Annotated in this window: 12 protein-coding genes, 1 rRNA gene and 1 pseudogene; 2 read left to right on the top strand and 12 right to left on the bottom strand. The window is 75.0% G+C overall.

Features of this window, described 5'->3' with window-relative positions; genetic code table 11:
- Positions 1-124: 124 nt before the first annotated feature.
- From IE170_RS32150 to IE170_RS32130, 5 genes are all read right to left on the bottom strand, one after another.
- A complete protein-coding gene (locus tag IE170_RS32150) occupies positions 125-1,252 on the bottom strand; it encodes a glycosyltransferase family 4 protein (RefSeq protein WP_189813014.1) in 1,128 nt (375 codons plus the stop codon).
- A 224-nt stretch (positions 1,253-1,476) separates the two neighbouring features.
- Positions 1,477-3,204: a DNA repair protein RecN gene (gene recN, locus IE170_RS32145; protein WP_189813017.1), complete on the bottom strand. Its 1,728-nt coding sequence runs from the start codon at positions 3,202-3,204 to the stop codon at positions 1,477-1,479.
- Between the two features lie 146 nt (positions 3,205-3,350).
- Positions 3,351-4,334, bottom strand: coding sequence for an NAD kinase (locus IE170_RS32140; RefSeq protein ID WP_189813013.1), 984 nt, complete (start codon positions 4,332-4,334; stop codon positions 3,351-3,353).
- The gene (locus IE170_RS32135) at positions 4,331-5,146 is read right to left on the bottom strand and encodes a TlyA family RNA methyltransferase (protein ID WP_189813012.1); all 816 of its coding nucleotides are present in this window, start codon (positions 5,144-5,146) and stop codon (positions 4,331-4,333) included. Before IE170_RS32135 ends, IE170_RS32140 begins: the two co-directional genes overlap by 4 nt.
- Before the next feature lie 7 nt (positions 5,147-5,153).
- Positions 5,154-5,423, bottom strand: coding sequence for a hypothetical protein (locus IE170_RS32130; RefSeq protein ID WP_189813011.1), 270 nt, complete (start codon positions 5,421-5,423; stop codon positions 5,154-5,156).
- A 65-nt stretch (positions 5,424-5,488) separates the two neighbouring features.
- Here IE170_RS32130 and IE170_RS32125 point away from each other — a divergent pair, with 65 nt between their 5' ends.
- Complete coding sequence (locus tag IE170_RS32125) at positions 5,489-5,836, top strand: SCP2 sterol-binding domain-containing protein (RefSeq protein ID WP_189813010.1); 348 nt, start codon at positions 5,489-5,491, stop codon at positions 5,834-5,836.
- Between the two features lie 24 nt (positions 5,837-5,860).
- Here IE170_RS32125 and IE170_RS32120 read toward each other — a convergent pair whose 3' ends face one another.
- The 4 genes from IE170_RS32120 to IE170_RS32105 form a co-directional block, all read right to left on the bottom strand.
- Positions 5,861-6,718, bottom strand: a complete 858-nt coding sequence (locus IE170_RS32120) for an ABC transporter ATP-binding protein (RefSeq protein WP_189813009.1) — start codon at positions 6,716-6,718, stop codon at positions 5,861-5,863.
- A complete protein-coding gene (locus IE170_RS32115) occupies positions 6,715-7,782 on the bottom strand; it encodes a FecCD family ABC transporter permease (protein WP_229885380.1) in 1,068 nt (355 codons plus the stop codon). The genes IE170_RS32120 and IE170_RS32115 overlap by 4 nt, the downstream gene beginning before the upstream one ends.
- The gene (locus IE170_RS32110) at positions 7,779-8,828 is read right to left on the bottom strand and encodes a FecCD family ABC transporter permease (protein WP_189813008.1); all 1,050 of its coding nucleotides are present in this window, start codon (positions 8,826-8,828) and stop codon (positions 7,779-7,781) included. Before IE170_RS32110 ends, IE170_RS32115 begins: the two co-directional genes overlap by 4 nt.
- An 86-nt stretch (positions 8,829-8,914) precedes the next feature.
- A complete protein-coding gene (locus IE170_RS32105; protein WP_189813007.1) occupies positions 8,915-9,946 on the bottom strand; it encodes an HAD hydrolase-like protein in 1,032 nt (343 codons plus the stop codon).
- Between the two features lie 119 nt (positions 9,947-10,065).
- Here IE170_RS32105 and IE170_RS32100 point away from each other — a divergent pair, with 119 nt between their 5' ends.
- Positions 10,066-11,337 (top strand): DUF1015 family protein, encoded by a 1,272-nt coding sequence (locus IE170_RS32100; RefSeq protein WP_189813006.1) that lies wholly within the window; start codon positions 10,066-10,068, stop codon positions 11,335-11,337.
- Between the two features lie 67 nt (positions 11,338-11,404).
- Here IE170_RS32100 and IE170_RS32095 read toward each other — a convergent pair whose 3' ends face one another.
- The 3 genes and pseudogenes from IE170_RS32095 to rrf all read right to left on the bottom strand — a co-directional run bounded on the left by IE170_RS32095 (position 11,405) and on the right by rrf (position 13,832).
- Entirely contained in the window at positions 11,405-12,253 is an 849-nt protein-coding gene (locus tag IE170_RS32095; protein ID WP_189813015.1) for a tetratricopeptide repeat protein, read from the bottom strand.
- Positions 12,254-12,301: 48 nt separating this feature from the next.
- A pseudogene (locus IE170_RS33595) lies at positions 12,302-13,405 on the bottom strand (hypothetical protein); the annotation flags it as partial.
- Positions 13,406-13,715: 310 nt separating this feature from the next.
- A 5S ribosomal RNA gene (gene rrf / locus IE170_RS32090) occupies positions 13,716-13,832 on the bottom strand.
- Positions 13,833-13,975 lie beyond the last annotated feature (143 nt).

The following is a 13,975-nucleotide window of genomic DNA, read 5'->3' as shown; positions in this document are numbered from 1 at the left end:
CCCGAAACCACCCGCTACCCGCCACCCGGCCACACCGGCACAGCCACGCACGGGACCCCATCCAGCCCCGCCGGCGATTGAGGCGCGGGCACGGAGCCCAGGGGACGCGTTCCCCCGCCCCTCATCAGCGGCGGTGGGTGAGTTCGTCGTAGACCGAGAGGATCTGGGCCACCGTGTCGTCCTCCGACGGCCATGTCGCCGCCTGGGCGCGCCCCGCCTTGGAGAGGTGGCGGCGGCGGGCCGGGTCCGCGAGGAGGGCCGTCACCGCTGCGGACAGGGCGTTCGGGTCGCCGTAGGGGACCAGGACGCCGGCCTCGCCGATGAGTTCCGGTACGCCGCCGACCTCCGTCGCCACCAGCGGCACCCCGACCCGCAGCGCCTCCTGCGCGAGCAGGGACCGCGCCTCCCACCGGCTCGGCAGCACCGCCACGTCGGCCGCCGCGAGCAGCCGGGCGGCGTCCCGGCGGCGTCCGAGCAGCCGGACGGGCAGGCCTTCGGCCTCGATCCGTCCGGCGAGCTCGGCCCGCATGGGCCCTTCTCCGGCGATGACGACGAGCGGTGCGGGGTCGAGGCCGCGCCAGTCCCGGGCGGCGTCGAGCAGGAGGCCGTACCCGCGGTGCGGGACCAGGCTGCCGACGGCGATGACGAGCGGCCGCCCGACCGCGCCGAGCTCCGCCCGGGTCTTGCCGGGGTCGGCGGCCGCGGCCCGTGCGGCGGCGCCGGGTGCCGCGGGCACGGCGTGCCGGGCGAGCCGTACGTCCCGGGCGCCGCGGGCCCGCGCCAGGTCCACTTGGGCCGAGGAGCTGCCGAGGACGACGGCGGCGGCGCGGGCGACGTGCCGTTCGAGGACGCGGCCGAGTCCCCCGAGGGCGCCGTCGGCGCCGGGTCCGCCCCCGGCCCAGGTGACGACGAGCGGTACGCGCCGCCCGCGCAGGGCGAGGAGGGCCCGGGCGGCGGCCCGGACGCCGTGGGCGTGCACCACGTCCGCGCCGGCGCACACGGCGCGCATGGCGCTCACCGCGTCGGGCGTGAACTGCGCGCCGGCGCCGGTGAAGTCGTACTCCCCTTCCGCTTCGACGGGCGCGCACACGGTGACCCGTACCCCGCGCGCGGCGAGCCCGGTGGTCAGCGACCGGACGTGCGCGCTGCTGTCGGCGCCGGCGCCGCCGAGGATCTGGACGGTGCGCAGGGGCGGCCGCCCGTACGGCTGTGCGGGCGCCGGGGCCGGGACCGGGGCCGGGGAGCTGCTCACTGGCCGGGCTCCTGGGTGAGGGGGCAGAGTCGCCGCCCAGGATGCCAGGGCGTGCGCGCGTTCCGCGTCGATACGGGGTCGGATCCGGTACGAGATACCGTCAGGCACCCCCGCGCGTCACCCACACGGCGTAGCGTCCGTCATCTTCGCGCCACCCCGCGCCACCCCGGCGCGCGTGCGGGCGCGACCCGGGGCGCCCGCACGCGCCCGCCCCGGGCGCTGCGCTACGCGTCGCCGCGCGCCGCGGCGAGGAGTTCCTCGGCGTGGGCGCGGGCGGAGACGGAGTCCTCGTGGCCGGCGAGCATGCGCGAGAGTTCGCGGATGCGGGCCTCGCCCTCCAGGACGGTGACGCCGCTGCGGGTGACGGAGCCGTCGTTGGTCTTCTCGACGAGGAGCTGCCGGTCGGCGAAGGCCGCCACCTGCGGAAGGTGGGTGACGACGACGACCTGGGCGGACTTGGCGAGCTTGGCCAGGCGCCGTCCGACCTCGACGGCGGCCTTGCCGCCGACTCCCGCGTCGACCTCGTCGAAGAGGTACGTGGGGACGGGGTCGGAGCCGGCGAAGACGACCTCGACGGCCAGCATGACGCGGGAGAGCTCGCCGCCGGAGGCGCCCTTGGCGATGGGGCGCGGCTGGGCTCCGGGGTGCGGGGCGAGGAGCAGTTCGACCTCGTCCGCGCCCGTCGGCCCGTAGGCGACGGCCCGGCCGCCGACTTCGACGCCGTCGTCCTCGTCGGCGACCTCGGCCTGCCGGATGTCGATCGTGACGCGGGCGTGCGGCATCGCGAGGGAGGCCAGTTCCTCGGTGACGGCCGCGGCGAACCGGGTGGCCGCCTCGACGCGGGCGTCCGTCAGGGCCTGGGCGAGCTGGGACAGTTCGGCCCGCAGCGCGTCGCGTTCGGCGGTCAGCTCGGCGATCCGCTCGTCGTCGCCGTCGAGTTCGAGGAGCCGTGCGGCGCTCGTCTGCGCCCATTCCAGCACCGCGTCGACGGAGTCGCCGTACTTGCGGGTGAGCTGGGTGAGGGCGGCCCGGCGCTCCTCCACGGCGGCGAGCCGCAGCGGGTCCGCGTCGAGGTCGTCGGCGTAGCCGGCGAGTTCTCCGGCGACGTCGGCGAGCAGGATCTGGACCTCGCCGATCCGCTCGGCGAGCGCGCCGAGGACCGGGTCGTGGGAGCGTACGGCCTCCAGGGCCCGGTGGGCGCCGGCGACGAGCGTGTTGGCGTCGACGCCTTCGGGATCCTCGACGTCGCCGGCGAGCGCGGCGTGCGCGATCTGCGCGGCGGAGGCGAGCGCTTCGGCGTGCCCGAGCCGTTCGGCCTCGGCGGCCAGTTCCGCGTCCTCGCCGGCCACCGGCTCGACGGCGGCGATCTCCTCCAGCCCGAAGCGCAGGAGGTCGGCCTCCTGGGCGCGCTCGCGGGCGCGGGTGGTGATCTCCTCCAGTTCGGCGGCGACGGCCCGCAGCCGCCGGTAGGCGGCCCCGTACTTCTCCAGCGGGACGGCGACGGCGTCGCCGGCGTACCGGTCGAGGGCCTGGCGCTGGCGGGCGGGCCGCAGCAGGCCCTGCTGGTCGGTCTGGCCGTGGACGGCTACGAGGTCGTCGGCGAGCTCGCCGAGCAGCCCGACGGGCACGGAGCGGCCGCCGACGTGGGCGCGCGAGCGGCCTTCGGCGGACACGGTCCGGCTGATCAGGAGGGCGCCGTCGTCGAGCTCGGCACCGGCCTCCTCGGCGCGTACGGCGGCCGGGGCGTCGGGGCGCATGACGATGCGCCCCTCGACGACCGCCGCCTTGGCCCCGATCCGTACGAGGGCCGGGTCGGCGCGCCCGCCGAGCAGCAGCCCGAGGCTGGTGACGACCATCGTCTTGCCGGCGCCGGTCTCGCCGGTCACCGCGGTGAATCCGGGCGACAGCTCGACCACGGCGTCGTCGATGACCCCCAGGGACCGTATCCGCATCTCCTCAAGCACGGGACGACCATACCGAGGTTTCACCGGTGGCATGTGACGTCACCCGCCGGGAATTCTTCGAACGGGTGTGCTACGGAAATCCTTGTTGCCGGCCCGGGCGGACCGGCCCCGTCCGCCCTCCCGCCGGCCGGCCGTCAGTCCTGGTGCGGCGCACCGCGCCAACCCTGCACCGGCAGCGCGAACTTGGCGACGAGCCGGTCAGTGAACGACGCGTGGTGCAGCCGCGCGAGCCGCACCGGCACCGCGCCGCGCCGGACCTCGACACGCGCCCCGGCGGGCAGCTCCAGCATCCGCCGCCCGTCGCACCACAGCACGCCGTGCAGGGTGCCGGGCTGCACCTCGACGGCGAGCACCGAGTCCGGAGAGGTCACCAGCGGCTTCGCGAACAGCGCGTGCGCGCTGATCGGGACCATGAGCAGGGCCTCCACCTCCGGCCACACCACGGGGCCGCCCGCGGAGAACGCGTACGCCGTGGAGCCGGTCGGCGTCGCGCAGACGATCCCGTCGCAGCCGAACGCGGAGACGGGGCGCCCGTCAATCTCCAGGACGACCTCCAGCATCCGCTCGGGCGACACCTTCTGCACGGCGGCCTCGTTCAGCGCCCAGTCCCGGTGGACGACGTCCCCGTTGGAGCGGACCATCACGTCGAGGGTCATCCGGTCCTCGACCTCGTACGCCCGCGTCACGACCCGGTCGACGACCCGGTCGAGGTCGTCGCGCTCGGCCTCGGCGAGGAACCCGACGTGCCCCAGGTTGACGCCGAGCATCGGCACCCCGGAGCCGCGCGCGAACTCCGCGCCGCGCAGCAGGGTCCCGTCTCCGCCGAGGACGATGAGCAGCTCGCAGCCGTCGAGCACCTCGGGCGTGCACTCGGCGACCAGTTCCGCCTCGGGCGGCAGCGGCAGGTCCCGCGCCTCGTCCTCCAGGACGCGTACGCCCAGCCCGCTCTTGACGAGGCCCCGGACGACGAGCTCGGCGCTGCGGATGGCGGCCTGCCGCCCGGTGTGGGCGAGCAGGAACACCGTCCGCCGCCCCTCCCCCGCCCCGCCGCCCGCGCCTGCCGGGCCGCCCGCGCCCGTCGGTTCCGTCCCGCCGTTCGATCCCGCTGAATCTGTCACTGCGGCCCCTCCGCCACTGCACGGTCGACATCCGCCGGGTCGAGTGCCGGTGCCCCCGCCCGCAGCCACAGAAAGTACTCGACGTTGCCGGAGGGCCCCGGCAGCGGACTGGCGGTCACCCCGAGCACGCCGAGGCTCAGCCGGGCCGCCTGCTCGGCGACGCCGCGCACGGCCTCGGCCCGCAGCTCGGGGCTGCGGACGACGCCGCCGCTGCCCAGGCGCTCCTTGCCGACCTCGAACTGCGGCTTGACCATCAGCACCAGGTCGGCGCCGGGCGCGCAGCAGGCGACGAGCGCCGGCAGGACCAGCCCGATCGAGATGAACGAGAGGTCGCCGACGACGAGGTCGACGGGGACGCCGTCGATCTGCTCCAGGGTCAGCTCGCGGACGTTGGTGCGGTCCTTGACGGTGACCCGCTCGTCGCTCTGCAGCGACCAGGCGAGCTGCCCGTAGCCGACGTCCACGGCCATGACGTGGGCGGCGCCGGCGCGCAGCAGCACGTCGGTGAAGCCGCCGGTGGAGGCGCCGGCGTCGAGCGCCCGGCGGCCTTCGACGACGAGCCCGAGCGGCCGGAAGGCGGCGAGCGCGCCGGCCAGCTTGTGGCCGCCCCGGGAGACGTAGTCGGGGTCGCTGTCGTCCTTGAGGACGACGAGGGCCGCGCTGGTCTCGACCTGGGTGGCCGGCTTGGTCGCGGTGGTCCCGCCGACGGTGACGCGGCCCGCGGCGATCAGCTGGGCGGCGTGCTCGCGCGAGCGGGCCATGCTGCGGCGTACCAGTTCGGCGTCCAGGCGGCGGCGTGCCACTCCTGCCACGTTCGGTTCAGCTCCTGTTGTCGTACGGTCCGGGGGCGGGCGGTGCGTCCAGCGCGGTCAGCGCCTCGCGCAGGCCCCTGTGCACATCCTCGTACACGGCGGCGTGCCCGTCCGCCGGGAGGTGGTCGGCGTCCGCGAGGCGCTCCAGGCGGGCGTCGACCCCGGGGTGCCCGGTGGGCGTGCGGACGACGCCCAGCGGCGCCGGCGCGGCGGGCTCCGCCGGGTCCCCGGGGGCCTCGGCGGGCTCCGGGGGTGCGGCGGCGGCTTCGTCGGTCATGCCCCGACGCTACCCCGAAGCGCGCGGGCGCCGCCGCACCTCTCTGCGGTACGGTCGAGATCACGATGGCTACGATCGATGAGTGCCGAGCCGCACTCGACCGACTCTCCGACAACCTGGCGCGGGCCGACGGCGACGTGCGCGGCGCGGCCGCGCTCGACCGCTCCCTGAGCTGCCACGTCACCGACCTGGACCGCACCTTCACGGGCCGCCTCGAAAAGGGCCGGATCCGGGTGGACGGCGTCGCGGCGGGCCCGCCGGCCCGGAAGGCCGACATCCGGCTGGCGATGACGGGCGACGACCTGGTGGCGCTGGTCGCGGGCGAGCTGAACTTCGCCCGCGCGTGGGCGTCGGGCCGGGTCAGGCTGGAGGCGGGCCTGCGCGACCTGCTCCGGCTGAAGAAGCTCCTCTGACGGCGGCCCGCCCGCGGCCCCGGCTCACGCGCCGGCGGCCGCCTCCGCCGCTGTCGGCACGGCCCGCGGCCGGGCAGGCTTTCGGGCGGCCGGGATGACCAGCGGCGTGCCCGTCTCGGGGTCGTCGATGATCTGGCAGCGCAGCCCGAACACCTTCTCCACGAGCTCCGCGGTCACCACCTCGGCCGGCGGGCCCTCGGCGACGACCCTGCCGCCGCGCAGGGCGATCAGGTGCGTGGCATAGCGGGCGGCGTGGTTGAGGTCGTGGAGGACCGCGACGAGGGTCCGGCCCTGGTTCTCGTGCAGTTCGGCGCACAGGTCCAGCACGTCGATCTGGTGCTGGATGTCCAGGTAGGTCGTCGGCTCGTCCAGCAGGAGCAGCGGCGTCTGCTGGGCGAGCGCCATCGCGATCCACACGCGCTGCCGCTGCCCGCCGGACAGCTCGTCGACGGTGCGGTCGGCGAGCTCGGCGACGCCCGTCGCGGCCATCGACTCCAGGACGACCCGCTCGTCCTCCTGCGACCACTGCCGCAGCAGCCCCTGGTGCGGGTACCGGCCGCGGGAGACGAGGTCGAAGACGGTGATCCCGTCCGGCGCGACCGAGGACTGCGGGAGCAGGCCGAGGGTCTTGGCGACCTTCTTCGCCGGCATGGAGCCGATGGCGTGCCCGTCGAGCAGCACCTGCCCGGCGGACGGCTTCAGCATCCGCGACAGGGCGCGCAGCAGCGTGGACTTGCCGCAGGCGTTGGGGCCGACGATCACCGTGAACGAGTTGTCGGGTATCTCCACCGACAGGTTCTCGGCGATGACCCGCTGCTCGTAGCCGAGGGTCACGTTCTGCGCGGACAGCCGCTGCACGTGCGTACTCCTTGAGTTCGTCATATACGTCCCGCCCTGCGCTCGGTGACGAGCAGCCAGAGCAGATAGGCGCCGCCGACCAGCCCGGTCAGCACCCCGACGGGCAGCTGGTCGGCGCCGAAGGCCCGCTGGGAGGCCCAGTCGGACAGCAGCAGCAGGACGGATCCCATCAGTGCGCCGGTGACCAGGTTCGACCCGGGTGAGCGGGTGAGGCGCCGGGCCAGCTGCGGTGCGGCCAGCGCGACGAAGCTGATCGGCCCGGCGGCGGCGGCCGCGGCGGTGGTCAGCAGGACCGCCGCCAGCATCAGCAGCATCCGCATCCGCTCGACCCGCACGCCGAGGGCGTACGCGGCGTCGTCGCCCATCTCCGCGATCCGCAGCGCCCGCCCCTGGGAGAGGACGAGCGGGAACAGCACGGCGCAGGTGCCCAGCAGCGGCCACACCTGGCTCCAGTCGCGGCCGGCGAGCGAGCCGGTCAGCCACACCATCGCGCGGGTCGCCTCGATGAACTGGGCCTTGGTCAGCAGCCACTGGATCCCCGCGATGAGCATCGCGGAGGCGCCGATGCCGACCAGCACCAGCCGGTAGCCGTGGATGCCCCGCTTGTAGGACAGCAGGTAGATCAGGACGCCGGTGACGAGGCCGCCCACGAGGGCCCCTCCGGCGACGGCCGTCGCGCCGCCCTTGAACAGGACGATCACGAGGAGGGCGCCGACGACCGAGCCGTACCCGAAGCCGAGCAGGTCCGGGGAGCCGAGCGGGTTGCGCGAGACGGACTGGAAGACGGCCCCCGCCATGCCGAGCGCGGCGCCCACGAGCAGGGCGACCAGGACCCGCGGCAGCCGCAGGTCGTTGACGATGAAGTCCTGCGCGGGGGTGCCGTTGCCCAGCAGGGTCTGTACGACGTCCGCAGGGGCGATCTCGAAGTCGCCGGTGCCGATCAGCACGACCGCCAGGGCCGCCGCGGCTGCGGCGAGGAGCAGCCCGGTCAGCAGCGCCCGCGGCTCGGCCCGCAGGGACAGCCCGCCCGGCGCGCGCACGGTCCGGGAGCGGGACCGTATCCGGCCCGTGGGGAGTTCGACGGTCACAGCTGGGCCATCCTCTTGCGCCGGACGAGGTAGATGAAGACGGGGCCGCCGATGAGCGCGGTCACGATGCCCACCTGGAGTTCGGCGGGCCGGGTGACGATCCGGCCGACGACGTCCGCGCCGAGCAGCAGCACCGGCGACAGGACCGCCGAGTAGGCGAGCACCCACCGCATGTCCGGCCCGGTGATCATGCGCGCGAGGTGCGGGATCATCAGCCCGATGAAGACGATCGGCCCGCAGGCCGCCGTCGCGGCCCCGCACAGCAGGGTGATGGCGACCATGGCCCCGATGCGGGTGCGGGTGAGGTTCGCGCCGAGGGCCCGCGCCGTGTCGTCGCCCATGGACATGGCGTTCAGCGGGCGGCCGAGCGCGGCCGCGAGCAGCGCCCCGGCGAGGAGGAAGGGCGCCACCTGCCGGACGGTGTCCATGTTGGCCGACGCCAGCGAACCGACCGTCCAGAAGCGCAGCTTGTCGAGGGCCTTGCTGTCCATCAGCTGCACGGCGTTGATGTAGCCGACCAAGGCGGCGCTGGCCGCGGTCCCGGCGAGCGCGAGCCGGACCGGCGTCGCGCTGCGGCTGCCGCCGAGCACGTACACGAGGACGGAGACGGCTGCGGCACCCAGCAGCGCGAACCACACGTACTCGGTGAGGGTCGAGGCCCCGAGGAAGCTGATGGCGGACACCACGGCGGCTGCGGCGCCGGCGTTGACTCCGAGGATGCCGGGCTCGGCCAGCGGGTTGCGCGTCAGCGCCTGCATGACCGCCCCGGAGAGGCCGAGGCCGAGGCCGACCATCAGCCCGAGGATGGTCCGCGGGACGCGCAGGTCCCGGACGACCACGTCGGAGGTGGTCCCCGAGTAGTGGAAGAGCCCGTGCCACACCTCGTCGAGGGGCATCTGCTTGGCACCGACGGCGATGCTCGCCACGAGGACGAGCGCCAGCACCGCCAGGGCGGCCAGCAGGCCGGCGGCGCGCGCGGCGTGCCGCTTGCGGATGGCTGCGGCGCCGGGCGCCGCGCTCTGTTCGGGAGGACTCTCGACCAACACGCGGTTAGGTTAGCCTAGCCTCGGCGAGTTTCGGCCATCCGATGCCCCCCGACCTGCGCTCCCGCACTTGCCGCCCCGTCGGCCGGCTACAGCCCGATGCGGTCCAGTGCCGCGGCCGCGTCGAGCGTGCAGGAGCCGTCCCCCGCCGCCGTCCAGGCCGCCGCGCACAGCGCCCGCAGCCCGTCGACCGGGTCGCCGGCGCCGTCGAGGCGCAGGGCGCCGTCCGCCGCGGCCGCCGTCCAGCCCCCGCAGCGGAAGCCGTCCCCGGCCGCCTCCACCTCCGGCTGCCCGGTCAGCAGACCGCGCAGGTCGCGGTCCACGTACGTGGGCCGGTGGCGCGGCTCTGCCCGCAGCAGCTGCGCGCCGTCGGCGATGCCGGTGAGGACGAGCAACGAGTCGACGTCCCCGTTGAACGCCCCCTCGATGTCGGTGTCCAGCCGGTCCCCGACGACGAGCGGCCGCCGGGCCCCGGTCCGCAGGACCGTCTCCCGGTGCATCGGGGGCAGCGGCTTGCCGGCCACCTGCGGCTCGGCACCGGTGGCGATCCGCACCACCTCGACCGCCGCCCCGTTGCCCGGCCCGATGCCCCGCGCCTGCGGGATCGTCAGGTCCGTGTTGGACGCGAACCACGGCACCCCGCGCCTGATCGCGAACGAGGCCTCCGCGAAGCGCCCCCACGGCAGTTCGGGCCCTCCGTAGCCCTGGACGACCGCGGCGAGCCCGTCCTCGTCTGCGGAGTCGACGGGCACCAGGCCGCGTTCGCGCAGCGCGACCCGCAGCCCCTCCCCCCCGATCACGAGCACCTTCGCCCCCGGCTCCACCTGCTCCGAGATCAGCCGGGCCACCGCCTGCGCGGAGGTGACGACGTCGTCGGCGCCGGTCGGGATGCCCAGCTCGCCCAGGTGCGCGGCGACCGCGTCCGGGGTGCGCAGCGCGTTGTTCGTGACGTACGCCAGGTGCATCCCGCCCTCGCGGGCGGCGGCCAGCGATTCCACCGCGTGCGCGATCGCCTCGCCCCCCGCGTAGACCACGCCGTCGAGGTCGAGCAGGGCCGTGTCGTACGCCTGGTGGAGGCTGCGCTCGCTGGCCGCCGGACTGGTCCTGCTCCGCCTCGTCATCCTGTCCGCTCCCTCTGTTCGCTCGGCCCGATCGCCTCTGACCGAATCCTGCCGCATGTGCTCCGAGATCTTTTCCACACGATCGTCCCGCATGCCGAGACGCCCCTTACCATGCACCAATGACCACATCTGCCACCGCGCCCGCCGGGCTGCGCCTGCTCCCCTTCCCCGGACTGCGCTACGTCCCGGAACGCGTCGGCAGCCTGGCCGCGGTCACCTCTCCGCCATACGACGTGGTGGTGCGCCCCGACGGCGTCGACTACCTGGAGTCGGCCGATCCGCACAACATCGTCCGGCTGATCCTGCCGCAGGCCGACACCCCGGCGGCGCGGAACGAACAGGCGGCGCGCACGCTGCGGGAGTGGCGGGAGAAGGGCGTGCTGAGCGCGGACCCCGAGCCGGCCCTGTACGTGTACGAGCAGCGCAAGGGGCCGATGGTGCAGCGCGGCCTGATCGGCGCGCTGGCCCTGTCGGCGGCGGAGGCGGGTGTGGTGCTGCCGCACGAGGACGTCATGCCGCACGTGGTGACGGACCGGGCGGGGCTGATGCGCGCGACGTCGGCGAACCTGGAGCCGCTGCTGCTGACGTACCGCGGCGGGGACGCGGGCGCGGGCGCGGCGGAGGTCGTGGAGCGGACGGCGCTGGGGGCGCCGCTGCTGGCGACGACCACGGAGGACGGGGTCCGGCACCGCCTGTGGGCGGTCACCGACCCGGCCGACCAGGAGGCGGTCGCCGCGGACCTGGGCCGCCGTCAGGCGCTGATCGCGGACGGGCACCACAGGTGGGCGACGTACCTGCGCCTGCAGGAGGAGCACCCGTCGCCGACGGACTGGGATTTCGGGCTGGTGCTGCTGGTGGACACGGTGCGCTACCCGCTGGAGGTGCGGGCGATCCACCGGATGCTGCGCCGGCTGCCTCCGGCGGATGCGCTGGCCGCGCTGGAGGGATCGTTCCGGGTACGCCCGGTGGAGGGCCCGTTGCCGCTGGCCTTGGAGGCGCTGGCGGACGCCGCGGAGCGCGGCAACGCCTTCCTGGTCGCCGGCGACGGCTCGTTCCATCTGGTGACGGATCCGGATGCGGGGCTGCTGGAGCGCACGGTCCGCCGGGACCGGCCGGAGGCGTGGCGCCGGTTGGACGCGACGGTGCTGCACGCGACGCTGCTGGACGCCGTGTGGCGGATCCCGGACACCCCCGACCAGATCACGTACATCCATGACGCGGCGGCGACGGTGGAGATGGCGGAGCGGCACGGCGGGACGGCGGTGCTGCTGCATCCGGTGCGGGAGGAGGTCGTGCGGGGGCTGGCCCGGCAGGGTGTCATGATGCCCCGCAAGTCGACCTCGTTCGGTCCGAAGCCGGCGACGGGCCTGGTCCTGCGCAGCCTGGGCTGAGGCCTGCGGCAACGCCGGAGGGCGGCACCCCGGTCGGGGTGCCGCCCTCCTGTCGTCGGGTCTGCGCTCAGGCGCCGTCGCCCGGGCGGTCCGCTTCCCCGTCGTTGGGGGCGTCGACGTCGGCGTCGGCCTCCGGGGCGTCGAGCGGCTCGTACTCGTCGTCGTCCTCGTCGTAGTACTCGGTCTGGTCGGCGGCGCGTTCGGCGGCGGCCACTTCGGCCGCGTCCTGGTCGTCGTCGCCGTCCTCGTCCTCGTCGACCGACCCGTCGAGGGCGTCGACGAACTCGACGCCATCGAGTTCGGCGAGGCGGTCGGAGGCGTCGGTGGCGCCGTCCTTGTCGGCCTCGACGGTCTTGGCGAACCATTCGCGGGCCTCGTCCTCGCGGCCGGCGGCGAGGAGCGCGTCGGCGTACGCGTAGCGCAGGCGCGCGGTCCACGGCTGGACGGAGGAGGAGGCGAGCTCGGGGCTCTGGAGGGTGACGATGGCTGCGTCGAGCTGGCCCATGTCGCGGCGGGCGCCGGCGGCGACGAGCCGCATCTCGACCTGGCCGGCCTTGTCGAGCTTCTGCACCTCGGGCTCGCCGGCCATGGCCAGGGCGCGCTCGGGGCGGCCGAGGCCGCGCTCGCAGTCGGCCATGACGGGCCACAGCTCGACGGATCCGGTCATGCGCTTGGCCGCGCGGAACTCGGCGAGGGCCTCGCTGTACTTCTGCGTGGCGTACGCGGCGAAGCCGGCGGCCTCGCGGACGGCGGCGACGCGGGAGGCCAGGCGCAGGGCGATCCGCGAGTAGGCGTAGGCCTGCTCGGGGTCCTCGTCGATGAGCCGGGCGACCATGACGAGGTTGCGGGACACCTCCTCGGCGAGCCCCTTGGGCAGGCTCAGGAGCTCCTGGCGGACGTCGGCGTCGATCTCCATGCCGGTGACGTCGTCGTCGATGGGGAGGCGCTTGACGGGCTCGCGGTCGCGGTCGGCCCGGAAGTCCCGGTCGCCTCGGTCGCCTCGGTAGCCGCCGCGGTCGTCGCGCCCGCGGTAGCCGCCGCGGTCGCCGCCCCGGTCGTCACGGCGCCCGTAGGAGGGGCGCCCGCCGCGGTCGTCGTCCCGGCGGAACGACGGACGGTCGCCGCGGTCGCCGCGGTCGTCGCGGCGGAAGTTCGGGCGGTCGCCGCCGCGGTCGTCGCGCCGGCCGTACGAGGGCCGGTCGTCGCGCCGCGGGTAGGAGGGGCGCTCGGCGCGGTCGTCGCGGCGGAAGTTCGGGCGGTCTCCGCCCCGGTCGTCACGGCGCGGGTACGAGGGGCGGTCGCCCCGGTCGTCGCGGCGGAACGGCCGGTCGCCACCGCGGTCGTCACGGCGCGGGTACGACGGACGGTCGCCCCGGTCGTCGCGACGGAATCCGCCGCGGTCGTCGTCCCGGCGGAACGACGGACGGTCGTCGTCGCGCCGCGGGTAGGAGGGGCGCTCGCCGCGGTCGTCGCGGCGGAAGTTCGGGCGGTCGCCGCCGCGGTCGTCGCGCCGGCCGTACGAGGGCCGGTCGTCGCGCCGCGGGTAGGAGGGGCGCTCGCCGCGGTCGTCGCGGCGGAAGGGCGGGCGGTCCCCGCCCCGGTCGTCACGGCGCGGGTACGAGGGACGGTCGCCCCGGTCGTCGCGGCGGAACGGCCGGTCGCCGCCGCGGTCGTCGTCCCGGCGGAACGACGGACGGTCGTCGTCGCGCCGCGGGAAGGACGGGCGGTCGTCACGGCGGAACGACGGGCGGTCGCCACCGCGGTCGTCACGGCGCGGGTACGAGGGCCGGTCGCCGCGGTCGTCGCGACGGAACCCGCCGCGGTCGTCGTCGCGCCGCGGGTGGGAGGGGCGCTCACCGCGGTCGTCGCGGCGGAAGGGGGGGCGGTCGTCGCGACGCCCGTACGAGGGGCGGTCGCCGCCACGGTCGTCGCGACGCGGGTAGGAAGGCCGGTCGCCGCGGTCGTCACGGCGGAACCCGCCGCGGTCGTCGTCACGCCGGCCGTACGAGGGACGGTCGCCCCGGTCGTCGCGGCGGAAGGACGGACGGTCCCCGCCGCGGTCGTCACGGCGGAAACCGCCGCGGTCACCGCTGTGCGAGCGGCCGCCGCGGTCGTCGCGGCGGAAGCCGCCCCGGTCGCCGCCACGGTCGTCACGGCCCCCGCGGTAGCCGCCCCTGTCACCGCCGTCGTTGCGACGAGGCTCGCGCTCCGGACGATCGTCGGGAGAGTTGGACATGGGTGTGACTCCTGTCTTCGGGGTACCGCTAGTCATTCTCGCGCAACCTACCCCCGGCCGCGCTTCGACGTATTGAAGAGAAAAACAAAAAAGGGCCCGTGGTCCAGCGTTGAACGCTGGACCACGGGCCCTTTGAAAGATTGTTCGGCGGCGTCCTACTCTCCCACAGGGTCCCCCCTGCAGTACCATCGGCGCTGAAAGGCTTAGCTTCCGGGTTCGGAATGTAACCGGGCGTTTCCCTAACGCTATGACCACCGAAACCCTATCGGTTTCGAGCGAACAAGCACACTCTGTAGTTGTGTTCCAGCTCTAGAAACCGGCAACTGTTCGTTGCTTCAGAACTAACACAGTGGACGCGAGCAACTGAGGACAAGCCCTCGGCCTATTAGTACCAGTCAGCTC

It is taken from the genome of Streptomyces toxytricini, from assembly GCF_014649915.1.
GTDB classification, from domain to species: Bacteria; Actinomycetota; Actinomycetes; order Streptomycetales; family Streptomycetaceae; genus Streptomyces; species Streptomyces toxytricini.
This window is presented reverse-complemented; position numbering and strand designations above follow the sequence as displayed.